Annotated in this window: 11 protein-coding genes; 5 read left to right on the top strand and 6 right to left on the bottom strand. The window is 67.0% G+C overall.

Features of this window, described 5'->3' with window-relative positions; all coding sequences use genetic code 11:
* Positions 1-14: 14 nt before the first annotated feature.
* A complete protein-coding gene (locus ACX0GZ_RS02975) occupies positions 15-620 on the top strand; it encodes a hypothetical protein (protein WP_458813180.1) in 606 nt (201 codons plus the stop codon).
* A 23-nt stretch (positions 621-643) separates the two neighbouring features.
* Complete coding sequence (locus ACX0GZ_RS02970; RefSeq protein ID WP_458813178.1) at positions 644-1,999, top strand: SPOR domain-containing protein; 1,356 nt, start codon at positions 644-646, stop codon at positions 1,997-1,999.
* 19 nt (positions 2,000-2,018) lie between these two features.
* Here ACX0GZ_RS02970 and ACX0GZ_RS02965 read toward each other — a convergent pair whose 3' ends face one another.
* The 5 genes from ACX0GZ_RS02965 to ACX0GZ_RS02945 all read right to left on the bottom strand — a co-directional run bounded on the left by ACX0GZ_RS02965 (position 2,019) and on the right by ACX0GZ_RS02945 (position 6,700).
* Positions 2,019-2,801 carry a helix-turn-helix domain-containing protein gene (locus ACX0GZ_RS02965; RefSeq protein ID WP_458813176.1) on the bottom strand — a complete coding sequence of 261 codons (783 nt, stop codon included), beginning with the start codon at positions 2,799-2,801 and terminating at the stop codon, positions 2,019-2,021.
* Positions 2,802-2,882: 81 nt separating this feature from the next.
* Entirely contained in the window at positions 2,883-4,103 is a 1,221-nt protein-coding gene (locus tag ACX0GZ_RS02960; RefSeq protein WP_458813174.1) for a dihydroorotase, read from the bottom strand.
* Entirely contained in the window at positions 4,100-5,089 is a 990-nt protein-coding gene (locus ACX0GZ_RS02955) for an aspartate carbamoyltransferase catalytic subunit (protein ID WP_458813172.1), read from the bottom strand. The genes ACX0GZ_RS02960 and ACX0GZ_RS02955 overlap by 4 nt, the downstream gene beginning before the upstream one ends.
* A gap of 49 nt (positions 5,090-5,138) precedes the next feature.
* Positions 5,139-5,600, bottom strand: coding sequence for a Holliday junction resolvase RuvX (gene ruvX / locus ACX0GZ_RS02950; protein ID WP_458813170.1), 462 nt, complete (start codon positions 5,598-5,600; stop codon positions 5,139-5,141).
* Complete coding sequence (locus ACX0GZ_RS02945) at positions 5,597-6,700, bottom strand: DUF3089 domain-containing protein (protein WP_458813168.1); 1,104 nt, start codon at positions 6,698-6,700, stop codon at positions 5,597-5,599. The genes ruvX and ACX0GZ_RS02945 overlap by 4 nt, the downstream gene beginning before the upstream one ends.
* Before the next feature lie 123 nt (positions 6,701-6,823).
* Between ACX0GZ_RS02945 and gatC the strand changes: the two genes are divergently transcribed.
* From gatC to gatB, 3 genes are read left to right on the top strand one after another with little or no spacing between them, the layout of a single operon-like run.
* Positions 6,824-7,111: an Asp-tRNA(Asn)/Glu-tRNA(Gln) amidotransferase subunit GatC gene (gene gatC / locus ACX0GZ_RS02940; RefSeq protein ID WP_458813166.1), complete on the top strand. Its 288-nt coding sequence runs from the start codon at positions 6,824-6,826 to the stop codon at positions 7,109-7,111.
* Positions 7,111-8,595, top strand: a complete 1,485-nt coding sequence (gene gatA / locus ACX0GZ_RS02935) for an Asp-tRNA(Asn)/Glu-tRNA(Gln) amidotransferase subunit GatA (RefSeq protein ID WP_458813164.1) — start codon at positions 7,111-7,113, stop codon at positions 8,593-8,595. The genes gatC and gatA overlap by 1 nt, the downstream gene beginning before the upstream one ends.
* 11 nt (positions 8,596-8,606) lie before the next feature.
* Positions 8,607-10,091 (top strand): Asp-tRNA(Asn)/Glu-tRNA(Gln) amidotransferase subunit GatB, encoded by a 1,485-nt coding sequence (gene gatB, locus ACX0GZ_RS02930; protein WP_458813162.1) that lies wholly within the window; start codon positions 8,607-8,609, stop codon positions 10,089-10,091.
* Between the two features lie 121 nt (positions 10,092-10,212).
* Here gatB and ACX0GZ_RS02925 read toward each other — a convergent pair whose 3' ends face one another.
* Positions 10,213-12,729, bottom strand: a complete 2,517-nt coding sequence (locus ACX0GZ_RS02925; protein ID WP_458813160.1) for an ABC transporter permease — start codon at positions 12,727-12,729, stop codon at positions 10,213-10,215.
* Positions 12,730-12,811: the final 82 nt, after the last annotated feature.

The raw sequence follows: 12,811 nt of genomic DNA, 5'->3' as shown, positions 1-12,811 counted from the left end.
GGGGAGGGCGCGACATGAGCATCATGGGCAACGCCAAACCGTTCGCCTCGCTGTCCTCCGGGCTGCTTGCCCGCAAGGGTCAGGCGAAACCCGCCATGCGGCCACAAGGATTTCTGGGCATGTCGCCGGTGTCGACCGACGATCTCGGCTGGAACGACATGGGCTACGACACGGGCTATGACGAGATGCCGCCGATGGAAGCGGTCGCCACTCCCGTCCAGACACCCGCTCAGCCCCCGGTTCAAACCGAAGTGCCGCATGTCGTCCGCCAGCGCGAAATGCTGGGCGAGCGTTATCCGGCCGAACCGGTCGAGCAAGCCGATCGACCCGAACCGGTCGCGTCGGGACCGGTTGCCGAGGTCGCTCCGCCGGTCGCCATTCGCCCGGTCAGCGACGGCACGCTGAAGCGGATCGGTCGTGAGGCCAAGGCAAAGAAGGGCGCGAAAGCCGCTTTCACGCTGCGGCTCGACACCGATCGGCATCTTCGTTTGCGGCTGGCGTCCGCGGTCACCAATCGCTCGGCACAGAATATCGTGTCCGATGCGCTCGATGCGTATCTGTCGGCGCTCGTCGATCTCGACGGGCTGGTCGAACGCGTGCCCGGCCGGCGCGCGCGCTGAGCATTTTTTCAGGGGAATATCCTATGGCTAGCCGCACCATCCTGATCGCCGGTCTGTCGACCCTCGCCATGTGCGGCGTCGCGATCGGCGGCTTCACCAGCGTCTCCGCTATCGCCAATGCGCGCGAGGAATCGGAATTGACCAAGCGCGCCGACAAAGCCGCCGACGCCGCGCGCAAGGCGCTGGCAAAGGGGCAGGCGGAACGCGCGATCGGCCATGCCGAGGACGCCGTGCTGGCGATGCCGGGCGAGGCGGAACACCGCGTGCTGCTGGGTCAGGCCTATCTGTCGGCGGGACGGTTCCTGTCGGCGGGGCAGGCGTTCGACGATGCGCTGACGATCGATCCCGCGCATGGCCGCGCCGCGCTCAACCTGGCGCTGGCAAAGACGGCACTTGGCGACTGGGCGGGCGCACGGCGCACGCTCGACAAATTCGAAGCCGTGATCGCGCCCGGCGACCGGGGCCTTGCGCTCGCGCTGGCGGGCGATCCGAACGGCGCGGTGCAGATTCTGGGCGAAGTGGCACGCGACGAAAATGCGACGCCGACGGTGCGGCAGAATCTGGCGCTTGCTCTTGCGCTGTCGGATCGCTGGCAGGAAGCGCGCGCGGTCGCCGCGATCGACCTGTCGCCTGCCGATGTCGATGCGCGGATCATGCACTGGGCGGCCTTTTCGCGGCCCAGCGCGGCATCCGATCAGGTCGCGTCGCTGCTGGGCGTCAAGGCAGTCGACGATGTCGGCCAGCCGGTCCAGCTCGCCCTTCGCGGCAGCGCGCCGGTGATGGCGGAGGCCGCCCCGGCGCCCGAACAGCCCAATTTCATGGACATCACGGCGGAAGCGCCGATTGCCGTGGCCGAAGCCACTCCAGTCGCCGAACCGCAGGTGCCAGCACCCGTCGCGGTCGCGGCGGTCGAAGCGCCCGCAGTCGCCGCCAACCCGGTATTCGCGGTCGCGCGCATCATGTTCGCCGAGCGCCGCGAAATCGTTCAGGCACTTCCCGCAAATTACCGCGAACGCGCCGCATCGCCCGTTCGCATGGCCGCAAACACACCTGCACCGGCGCGCGCGGTCGAGCGCGACTTCGACAGCGGCGACTATTATGTCCAGCTCGGCGCCTATGACAGCGTCGGCGTCGCGCAGGACGCCTGGGGCCGGATGAGCCGTCGCGTGTCGGCGCTCGGCAAGCTCAAGCCCCACACCGCGCAAGCCAATGTCGGCGGCGTCGAATATCACCGCCTGGCGGTGGGCGGCCTCGCCCGCGCCGATGCCGGCGCGCTGTGCCGCCAGGTGCAGGCGAGCGGCACCCGCTGTTTCGTCCGCACCCATGCGGGCGATCGGCTCGCCAGCTGGGCGCGCGGCGTGCAGGTCGCCTCGCGGTAACGCCCGCGAGGACAGGCGATCATTCGATCGTCACGCCCACCACGCGCCACTGACCGGATTCGCGTTCCAGCGTGACCGTCTCCACCGCATCGGTCTTGTTGGTAAAGCTGGTGCGGAACTTGACGACCTCATAGCCCTGGGGCGGGGCAGGCAGGTTCTGCTGGCTCAGGAAGCTGCGCGAGATCACCTTGCCCAGCGGCACCCGCACCTTCTGGGATACCGACGCCCACACTTGCGCGGTATTGAGCTTTCGGAACGCGGAGCCGGTCGCGCGATAGCTGTCATCCCATTGCCCCGCGTCCACAAGCACCAGCCACTCGCGGGCCGTATCGACCACCTCGGACATCGCCGTCGCGTCCGCGGCGACCGGCGTGGACGACGGGGTCGAGCCGGTCTGGGGCAGGGTGGTCAGGATCAACAGTCCAAGCGCGAAGGTCATGACGAACGCTCCAATCAGGATTCGGGGCTGGCGATGTGCCCGCCCCACGCCGTCTGACGGCGCGCTCCCTCCATCGATCTCAGCACCGTTCGCGTCTTCCCCGATTGGCGTGTCCCCGAACGATTGGGGGGGCGGCGCAGGCGTCAATCCGCCTTCGGCTTCGAGCAACAGGCGGGCGGCCTCGCGGCTGCTCGACACCGCCATCTTGCGCCGTGCATCGCGCAGCCGTTCGTTGATGGTGTGGACCGACAGACCCAGCGTGCGCGCCGTCGATTTGGCATCATGGCCGCGCACGATCAGGCGAAGCGTCTGCTTTTCCTTCTCGCTCAGCGTATCGACCGCTTCGTTGATCGCGACGTTCATATCGTCCCGATTATGGCGGCTGTGCTGTTCCCAGCTACCCCGAAAAATTCGTATGTCGAACCATAAGCGCGGGCGTCGCTATCAACGCTGCAACACGCCGCCCTTCAACAGATGCATGACCTTGCCCTGCACCGGCAGCCCGTCGAACGGCGTGTTCGCCGCCAGTCCCGCCAGCGTGTCGCCATCGATCTTCCACGGCGCGCCGACATCGACGACCATCAGATCTGCCGGGCTGCCGATGGCGAGCGTTCCGTAATCGAGCCCCAGCAGCTTTGCCGGATTGGCCGACAGCATCGCCATCAGCTGTTCGATCGAGACCAATTCGTCGCGCACCAGCCCCAGCGACAGCGCGAGCAGTGTCGCGGCCCCCGCCGCGCCGGGCAGCGAATCGGCGAACGGCAGGCGCTTTTCCTCCGGCCCGCGCGGATCGTGCGACGACGCAATCACGTCGATCGTCCCGTCCGCGACCCCGGCGCGCGTTGCTTGGCGGTCGCCTTCCGAGCGGAGCGGCGGCGACAGATGCGCGAAGGTGCGGAAATCGCTCATCGCAATGTCGGATAGATAGAGGTGCGCGGGCGTCGTGCCGCAGGTGACGCGCACGCCGCGTGCCTTGGCCTTGCGGATCAGGTCGATGGCCTGCGCGGTCGATACGATGCGGAAATGGATTGCCGCGCCCACATCCTCGGCTAGCATCAGGTCGCGTGCGACCGCCAGCGCCTCGGCCACCGGCGGCGCGGAGGGCAGCCCCAGCCGGGTCGCCGCTTCGCCTGCCGTCGCCACCGCGCCTGCCGCCAGCCCGCAATCCTCAGCATGGGCGATGACCGTCAGGTTCAGATCGCGGGCATAGGCCAGGACCTTGCGCATTACGGTCGCGTCGGCGATCCGGCTGCGCCCGGTGGACACCGCGCGCGCGCCCGCATCTTGCAGGATCGCCATTTCGGCAAGGTCGACGCCCGCCAGCCCGCGCGTCGCCGCCGCGATCGGGTGAATCCACAGATCAGGTTTTCCACTCGCCGCCGCGCGCTGGACGATGCCGGGATCGTCCAGCACCGGCGACTGGTCGGGCATCAGCCCGACGCGCACGATCCCGCCCGCCCGGCATGCCGCCGCATCCGCCTTGAACACGCCCAGATCGAGGATCGCAGGCGCGACGATATGCCCGCGCGCGTCGATGGTCTGCGCATCGCCATCCGCGCCGATGTCTCCGATCGCCGCGATCCTGCCGTCCTCGATCAGCAGCGATCCCTGCGACACGCCGTTCGCCGGGCACACCAGCCGCGCATGGGTGACGAGGGTCCTCATGCCCAGCCCTCCACGCCACGTTCGGCGCGGGTCAGCACGTCCAGGCACGCCATCCGTACCGCGACACCATTGGCGACCTGTTCGTTGATGGCCGAGCGTCCGGCCATGTCGGCGACTTCGGAGGTAATCTCGATCCCTCGGTTCATCGGCCCGGGATGCATGACCAGAGCGTCGGGTTTGGCGCGCTTCAATCGCTCGGCAGTGAGCCCGTAACGCAAATGATATTCCCGCGTGGAAGGGATGAACGCCCCCGACATGCGTTCGTTCTGGAGCCGCAGCATCATCACCACGTCCGCGCCCTCCAGCGCGGCATCGAAGTCCGAAAACGCCTCGATCCCCATCCGGTCGGTGCCCTCGGGCATCAGCGTTGCGGGCGCGACCACGCGCACCTCGGCGGCCAGTGCCGTGAGCGCCAGGATGTTCGACCGCGCGACCCGACTGTGCATCAGGTCGCCGCAAATCACCACGCGCTGCCCCGCGATCGAACCGCGACGGCGGCGTATGGTCAGTGCGTCGAGCAAGGCTTGCGTCGGATGCTCGTGCCAGCCATCGCCCGCGTTCAGCACCGGACAGTCCACCTTGTCCGCGATCAACTGCACCGCGCCCGACGATCCGTGGCGGATGACGATCACGTCGGCGCGCATCGCGTTGAGCGTCATCGCCGTGTCGATCAGCGTTTCGCCCTTCTTCACGCTCGATTGCGCGGCATGCATGTTGACGACGTCGGCACCCAGTCGTTTGCCCGCGATCTCGAAGCTCAACAGTGTGCGTGTCGAATTCTCGAAGAACGCGTTGATCTGCGTGAGCCCGTCCAGCCGGTGATCGCTGGGTCGGCGTTCGCGCATCGGTTCGATCCAACGCTCCGCTTCGTCGAGCAGGAACATGATCTGATGCGGTTCGAGTCCCGAAATCCCGGTCAGATGCCGGTGCGGAAACGCGGCGCGACCAGGTAGCTGCGCAGCGGGGCTGTGATCGGAGGCTTGCATTAAAGTCGCGGCCTAGACCGCGTGTGGGCGGGTGGCAAGCGGTGTCCGCTCACCCCGCACATAGCGCGTCGATCGCGGCTTGCAGGATGTGGGCGGCGGCCATGTTGTCGATCTTTTCTGCGCGCTTGGCCCGGCTCATATCCTGTTCGATCATTACGCGTTCGACCGCGACCGTCGACCAGCGTTCGTCCCACAGCAGGATCGGCAGGCCCAGATCCTCGACATTGCGCGCGAATGCCCGCGTCGATTGCGTCCGTGGCGAATCGCTGCCGTCCATGTTGAGGGGAAGGCCGATGACCAGTCCCTTGACGCTCTGCGCCGCGATCAGCGCCTGGATCGCGACCTTGTCCTTCGAAAACTTGGTCCGCCGGATCAATTCGGCGGGCGACGCGAACGCCCAGCCCGCATCGCACAGCGCGGTGCCGATCGTCTTGGTCCCGACATCCAGCCCCAGCAACCGCCCGCCACCCGGCAATATCTCGCGATAATCGACGGCGCTGGCGGTAATCATCGCGCGCCAAACGCCGCTACGCGGCGGGCGACATCGGCGCGGATGTTCGACCAGAACAGGCTATAGTCATAGACGTGGTAATTATTGCCCGGCAGCACATACGGCCCCATTTCCGGCCCTTCGCCGATCAGCAGCAAACCGCGACTGTCGCAGCGCGCGGGCGCCAGGCCGGCGACGATTTCCGCGCTGGTCAGGTCGCTCGACGGCTTCTGCCCGCCCAGATTGGCCTCGGCCGGCGCGGCATCGTCGGCGCGGCCTGTCAGCGGATTGGTGCAGATCAATTGCGTCCCCGCGCGTGGTCTTCCCGCAAAGCCGGTGGTGCCGTCGAAATTCTCGTAGATCAGCGACGGGTCCGCGGGCTCGCCAAAGCTCTGCCACGACGCGATGCAGTTCGCCTGATTCTCGCTGCGGCATTCTGCCAGCCCCAGCGCGGGCAGGTCGGCAGTTTCCGACACCGGCCAGCCGACGACATAGGCGACCACCACACGCTCGGCGAGCGGTGTATTCGCCACCCGTTCGGCGAGCAGCCGCGTCAGGTGAAGCCCGCCCTGGCTGTGTCCGGCCAGTACGATCGGACGATCGCCGACTTCCGCCAGAAACTGGTCGAACGCTTGCGCGACGTCGCGGTAGGCGAGGTCGAGCGCCTGATTGGCGCTCTCCACGCTGGTCAGGAACGCCCCGAACGTCGCCTGACGATAGCGTGGCGCCCACACCGCGCCGACACCGTTGAACGCCGATGCCTGCCCGCGCAGGAACAGCCCTGCGCGATCGTTGGTCTCTGCGTCATCGAGTGCTGCGTTCCATCGCTCCTTGCCCAGATAGGAGGTTGGGTGGATGAAGAAGGTCGCGACTTCGCCGTCCGCGACCGGGGCCATGCCCGGCGGCGTCCACAGCGCCGGATTATTCCCCAGATCGGGCCGCGCCAGCCACATGTCTGGATCGGCATAGGCGTTTTTCGCCATTGCCGGTTCGGGCGTGAACTCGGTCGTCGGCACGAAGGCGATGCGGCTCAATTCGGTGCTGAACATGCGAAGCGCGAACAGCGCGACGATCGCCAGCACGATCAGGACAGCGATGACGTAAAGGAATTTGCGAGCCAACAGGCGCTCCGGCGACGGAAAAGGGAAGGGAAGTGCGCCAGCCCTTAGCGCGCGAGGCCGAGTTTGCGAAGCCCGGCGCGTTTTGCATTGCAGGGAAAGGCCGCGCTCTGCTAGCCGCGCTTCATGTCCGTCGATACCCAAACCGTCAAGAAAGTGGCGAGTCTCGCGCGCATCGCGATCAGCGATGACGATGCCCAGCGCCTGGCCCCCGAACTCAGCAACATCCTCGGCTGGATCGAGCAACTGGGCGAGGTCGATACCGCGTCCGTGCAGCCGATGACCGCCGTCATCCCCAACACGCTGCGGCTGCGCGACGATGTCGTGACCGATGGCGATGTGCGCGACGATGTGCTCGCCAACGCGCCCCAGGCCGAACACGGCTTCTTCGCCGTGCCGAAGGTGATCGAATAATGACCGACCTGACCGATCTCGGCATCGCCGCCATTCGCGACGGCGTGCGCGAGGGCAGCTTCTCCGCGCGCGAAGTCGCCGACGCGTTCATCGTCAAGGTGGCCGCCGCGAAGCCGCTCAATGCCTTCATCGTCGAAACCCCCGACCACGCGCTCGCCGCCGCCAAGGCCGCGGACGATGCCCGCGCGGCGGGAGAGACGCTGAAGCCGCTCGCGGGCGTCCCCATCGGCATGAAGGACCTGTTCTGCACGAAGGGCGTGCAGACCACCGCCGCAAGCCACATCCTCGAAGGCTTCACGCCGACCTATGAGTCCACCGTCTCGCAGAATCTGTGGGATGCGGGCGCAGGGATGTTGGGCAAGCTCAACATGGACCAGTTCGCGATGGGTTCGTCCAACGAGACGAGCGCGTTCGGAAATGTGATTTCGCCGTGGCGGCGCAGCGATGGCGGTAACGCACCGCTCGCGCCCGGCGGGTCGTCGGGCGGGTCGTCGGCGGCGGTCGCCGCGCGCCTGTGCCCCGGGGCGACCGGCACCGACACCGGCGGCTCGATCCGCCAGCCCGCGGCATTCGTCGGCATTTCGGGGATCAAGCCGACCTATGGCCGCTGTTCGCGCTGGGGAACGGTGGCGTTCGCCTCGTCGCTGGACCAGGCCGGGCCGATGGCGCGCGACGTGCGCGACTGCGCGATCATGCTGCAGGCGATGGCCGGCTTCGATCCCAAGGACGCGACCTCGCTCGATCTGCCGGTGCCCAATTGGGAAGCCGCGCTGAACCCCAGCCTCGCGGGCAAGAAGATCGGCATCCCCAAGGAATACCGCGTCGACAACATGCCCGCCGAGATCGACGCACTGTGGCACCAGGGCATCGAATGGATGCGCGACGCAGGTGCCGAAATCGTCGAGGTTTCGCTGCCCCACACCAAATATGCGCTGCCCGCTTATTACATCATCGCGCCCGCCGAGGCGTCGTCGAACCTGGCGCGCTATGACGGCGTGCGGTTCGGCCAGCGCGAATTGCCCGAGGGCGCGAGCCTTCAGGACATGTACGCCGCAACTCGCGCCGCTGGCTTCGGGCCAGAGGTCAAGCGCCGCATCCTGATCGGCACCTATGTGCTCTCGGCCGGTTTCTACGATGCCTATTTCACTCAGGCGTCTAAGGTCCGCACCCTGATCGCGCAGGATTTCGACCGGGCATGGGAGCAGTGCGATTATCTGCTGACCCCGACCGCACCATCGGCGGCATTCGCGCTGGGTGAGAAATCGGCCGATCCGCTGGCAATGTATCTGAACGACGTCTTCACCGTGCCCTCTTCGTTGGCGGGACTGCCCGCGATGAGCGTGCCCGGCGGGCTCGACAAACAGGGTCTGCCGCTTGGCCTGCAGGTGATCGGCAAGGCGCTGGACGAACAGGGCGTGCTGAACGCGAGCCTCGCGCTCGAACAGCGCGCCGGGTTCGTTGCGCGGCCCGAGGCGTGGTGGTGAGCGAGATGACGATGACCGAATCCACATACCGCATCCAGGGCGCGACCGGCGAATGGGAGGTCGTGATTGGCCTCGAAGTTCATGCGCAGATCACGTCCAAGGCCAAGCTGTTCTCCGGCGCCTCCACCGCATTCGGCGCGGAGCCCAACAGCCAGGTCAGCCTGGTCGATGCGGCGATGCCGGGGATGCTGCCGGTGCCGAACCGCGAATGCGTGCGGCAGGCCGTACGCACCGGCATGGCGATCGACGCGCAGATCAACAAATGGTCGCGGTTCGATCGGAAGAATTATTTCTACGCCGATCTGCCGCAGGGCTATCAGATCAGCCAGCTCTATCATCCGATCGTCGGCGAAGGCGTGATCACGGTCACGCTCGACGAAAAGGACCCGAACTCCGCGACCAAGGAAATCGGGGTCGAGCGCATTCATATCGAACAGGATGCCGGCAAGCTGATGCACGATCAGCATCCGACGCGCTCTTATGTCGACCTCAACCGTTCGGGCGTCGCGCTGATGGAAATCGTCAGCCGTCCCGACATGCGCTCGCCGCAGGAAGCGGGCGCCTATGTGCGCAAGCTGCGCTCGATCCTGCGCTATGTCGGGTCGTGCGACGGCAATATGGAAGAAGGCTCGATGCGCGCCGATGTGAACGTGTCGGTCCGCAAGCCGGGCGATGAATTCGGCACGCGGACCGAAACCAAGAATGTGAACTCCGTCCGGTTCGTGATGGCGGTGATCGAACAGGAAGCCCAGCGTCAGGTCGATGTGCTGGAGGCGGGCGGCAAGATCGTTCAGGAAACGCGGCTCTACGATCCCGATCGCAACGAAACGCGCTCGATGCGGTCGAAGGAAGACGCGCACGACTATCGCTATTTTCCCGATCCCGATCTGCTGCCGCTCGAACTCGACGACGCGTTTCTCGACGAATGCCGCGCGAGCCTGCCCGAACTGCCTGATGCCAAGCGCGCGCGCTACGAAGGCGAACTGGGGCTGTCGGCCTATAACGCCGCCGTCCTGACTGCCGAGCATGAAGCCGCGCTCTGGTTCGAGGAACTGGTGGCGGCAGGCGGCGACAAGGTGACGGCAAAGGCCGCGGCCAACTGGCTGCTGTCCGACCTGTTCGGCGCGCTCAACCGGCTGGGCAAGGACATTTCCGATTCGCCCGTTTCACCCAAGCAGGGCGCGGAACTGCTGGCGCTGGTCGCCGACGGCACGATCTCGAACACGCTGGGCAAGCAGGTGTTTGAAATCATGCTGGAAACCGGTCAGGACGCGGGCGCGATCGTCGAGGAACGCGGGCTGAAACAGACCAGCGATACCGGCGCGATCGAAGCCGAAATCGCCAAGGTGATGGCCGCCAACGAAGACAAGGTCGCCGAATATCGCGGCGGCAAGGACAAATTATTCGGCTTCTTTGTCGGTCAGACGATGAAGGCGATGGCGGGCAAGGCCAATCCCGCGGTTGTGAACGAGCTGCTAAAAAAGGCGCTGGGCTAACCCACCCGTCACCCCGGCCGAAGTGCCGGGGTCCACCGGGCGGCAATCGCACCGCTAACGATTATTCGCTGCGCAAGCGGCTTGGTGGACCCCGGCACTTCGGCCGGGGTGACGGCGATTACTAAAGCGCCCGCAACGCCTGCGCCGGCCTCACCGACATCAGCGGGATCGAGCCCGCCAGGCTGATCCCCAGCGTCAGCGCCGCACCGCCCAGCAAGGTCGCCAGCACCACGCCCCAATCGGGCGACCAGCCGAAATCGAACACCTGCACGATCACGAACCACGCTGCGGTCATCCCCAGCGCCAGGCTGACCAGCGCCAAGACGCTCGCCAGCAACGCATATTCGACCGCCTGCGCCCCCAGCACCTGCCACCGCGTCGCGCCCAGTGTTTTCAGGATCACGCTGTCGTAACTGCGCGCCGCGCGCGAAGCCGCGATCGCGCCGATCAGCACCGCGATGCCCGCAAGAATAGCAATCGACGCCGCCGCGACGATTGCGCCCGACATCTGGCCGAGCAGCCCGCTGACCTGTTCGATCACCTCGCCCACCGCGATCAGCGTCGCGTTGGGAAACGCCGCCAGCACCGCGCGCGATACCGCGGCATCGTTCGCCGGGTTCATGCTGATCGTCGCGGTCAGGCTGTGGGGCGCGGCGGCCAGCGTGTTGGGCGAGAACACCATGATGTAGTTGAAGCCCATCGTGTCCCAATTGACCTGACGCAGCGATGCGATCCGTGCGACGATCTCGCGCCCCAGGATGCTCACGGTCAGCGTGTCGCCGATGCCGACGCCCAGCGTTTTCGCCGCTTCCTGATCGAGCGAGACGAGCGGCGGGCCGTCATAATCCGCCGCCCACCAGTCGCCTGCGGTCAGGTCGCTTCCCTCGGGCAGCACGTCCGAATAGGTCACCCCGCGCTCGCCGCGCAGGAACCACGCGCCATCGGGCAGTTCGTCGAGATCGGCGACCCGCGTGTCGCCATAGGCGGTGATCGTGCCGCGCAGCGACGGGACGACGTTCAGTTCCGCCTCGGGGGCTTGCGCGGTCACGATCTGACGGAACCGCTCCTGTTCGGCGACGGGGATGTCGAGCACGAAATGGTTGGGCGCCTTGGCTGGCACGGTGCGGGCGATTTCGGCATTCAGGCTGGTCTGGATCGCGGCCAGCGTCACGAACAGCGTCAGCGCCAGCCCGAGCGCCACCACCAAAGGCGCGGTCTGCGCACCGGGCCGGTGGAGATTGGCGATCGCCAGCCGCCACAACGGGCTCCTGGGGCGCGGCACCCGGCGCGACAGGACGCGCACGCCCCAGCCGATCGCGAACAACAGCGCGAGCACCGCCGCCGTCGCTCCCAGCACGGCAGCGGAGAATAAAGGCTCGCGCGCGGTCACCAGCGCCAGCGCGACCACGCCTGCGCCCGCCAGTGCGACCAGCCCGACAGTGCGCCGGTCATAGCGCCCGCGCGTCTCCACCGCTCCGCGAAACAGCGCAGCGGCCGGTTCGGTGCGCGCACGCGCCAGCGGGGGCAGGGTGAAGATCAGCGCGATCAGCAAGCCATAGATCGCGCTGGTGAGCAGCGGCATTGGATGCAGGCTGAACCCCGGCTGGATCGGCAGGACGTCGCGCGCGGCGGCGACCAGCAGCGGCGGGATCAGCGCCCCCACCGTCAGCCCGACAATGATCGCAAACGCCGCCACCGCGCCGATCTGCGCCATGTATATCCGCTGAATGTCGCGACTGCTCGCCCCCAGCACCTTCAGCGTCGCGATGCTCGACCGTTTGCCGCCCAGATAGGACGACACCCCGTTCGACACCCCGATCCCGGCGATGATGAGCGCGGTCAGTCCGATCAAAGTCAGGAACTGGCCCATGCGTTCGAAGAAGCGATTGGCCCCCGGCGCGGCGCGGTCGCGGTCCTTGTATTCGTAGGTCTGTGCGGCAAAGCGTTCTTCCATGCCCTCGCGGGCGTCGGACGCGTCGGCCCCGGCGGGCAGGCGGATGCGGTATTTGGCCTGATAGAGGCTGCCCGGCTGGATCAGCCCGGTGCGCCGCACGCCTTCGACCGATGTGATCGCGACGGGGCCTAGCGTGAAGCCCTCGCCCACCCGGTCGGGCTCGTCGACGATCAGGTCGGCGATGCGGAACGTCGCGCTGCCATAGCGCAGCCGGTCGCCGATCCCGACCTGCAACCGGTCGGCCAGCGACTGGCCGATCACCACCGCATCGGCGGGAATCCCGCCCTCGACCCGTCCGCGCGTGACGGTCAGCGTACCATAAAGCGGATAGGCGCCGTCCACGCCCTTGAGTTCGGTCAGCACCGCATCCGGCCCGCCATCGCTCGCGGGCACGACGCGATTGGCCATTGCCCGCATCCTCAGCGTTTCGGACAGCGTGCCGTATTCGCGAAGCCGGGCGAGATCGGTCGCAGGGATTTCGCGTTGCGACGTCTCCACCTCGATATCGCCGCCCAGGATTACCTGCCCGCGATCGGCGAGTTCGCCCGTGATCGCCGAGGTCAGACTGCCGATCGCCGCGAGTGTGGCGACGCCGAGAAACAGGCAGAGGAACAGCAGGCGAAGGCCGCGGAACCGGCCGGACAGGTCGCGACGGGCAATGCGCCAGACAGCGCCCCAGCCCAAGCCGCCTCGGCCATCCCCCCCACCGTTCTTTTCGAGCGAAGTCGAGAAACGCTCACGCGCGCCCGGTTCACGTTTCTCGACT

The sequence above is a fragment of the Sphingomonas aestuarii genome (assembly GCF_054457155.1).
Note: the sequence above shows the minus strand (reverse complement) of the source record. Positions and strands in the feature narration are given on the sequence as shown.

Coding starts and splice junctions, on each gene's coding strand:
- ACX0GZ_RS02975 (WP_458813180.1), top strand. CDS start 15: ATGAGCATCATGGGCAACGCCAAACCGTTCGCCTCGCTGTCCTCCGGG.
- ACX0GZ_RS02970 (WP_458813178.1), top strand. CDS start 644: ATGGCTAGCCGCACCATCCTGATCGCCGGTCTGTCGACCCTCGCCATG.
- ACX0GZ_RS02965 (WP_458813176.1), bottom strand. CDS start 2,801: ATGAACGTCGCGATCAACGAAGCGGTCGATACGCTGAGCGAGAAGGAA.
- ACX0GZ_RS02960 (WP_458813174.1), bottom strand. CDS start 4,103: ATGAGGACCCTCGTCACCCATGCGCGGCTGGTGTGCCCGGCGAACGGC.
- ACX0GZ_RS02955 (WP_458813172.1), bottom strand. CDS start 5,089: ATGCAAGCCTCCGATCACAGCCCCGCTGCGCAGCTACCTGGTCGCGCC.
- ruvX (WP_458813170.1), bottom strand. CDS start 5,600: ATGATTACCGCCAGCGCCGTCGATTATCGCGAGATATTGCCGGGTGGC.
- gatC (WP_458813166.1), top strand. CDS start 6,824: ATGTCCGTCGATACCCAAACCGTCAAGAAAGTGGCGAGTCTCGCGCGC.
- gatA (WP_458813164.1), top strand. CDS start 7,111: ATGACCGACCTGACCGATCTCGGCATCGCCGCCATTCGCGACGGCGTG.
- gatB (WP_458813162.1), top strand. CDS start 8,607: ATGACCGAATCCACATACCGCATCCAGGGCGCGACCGGCGAATGGGAG.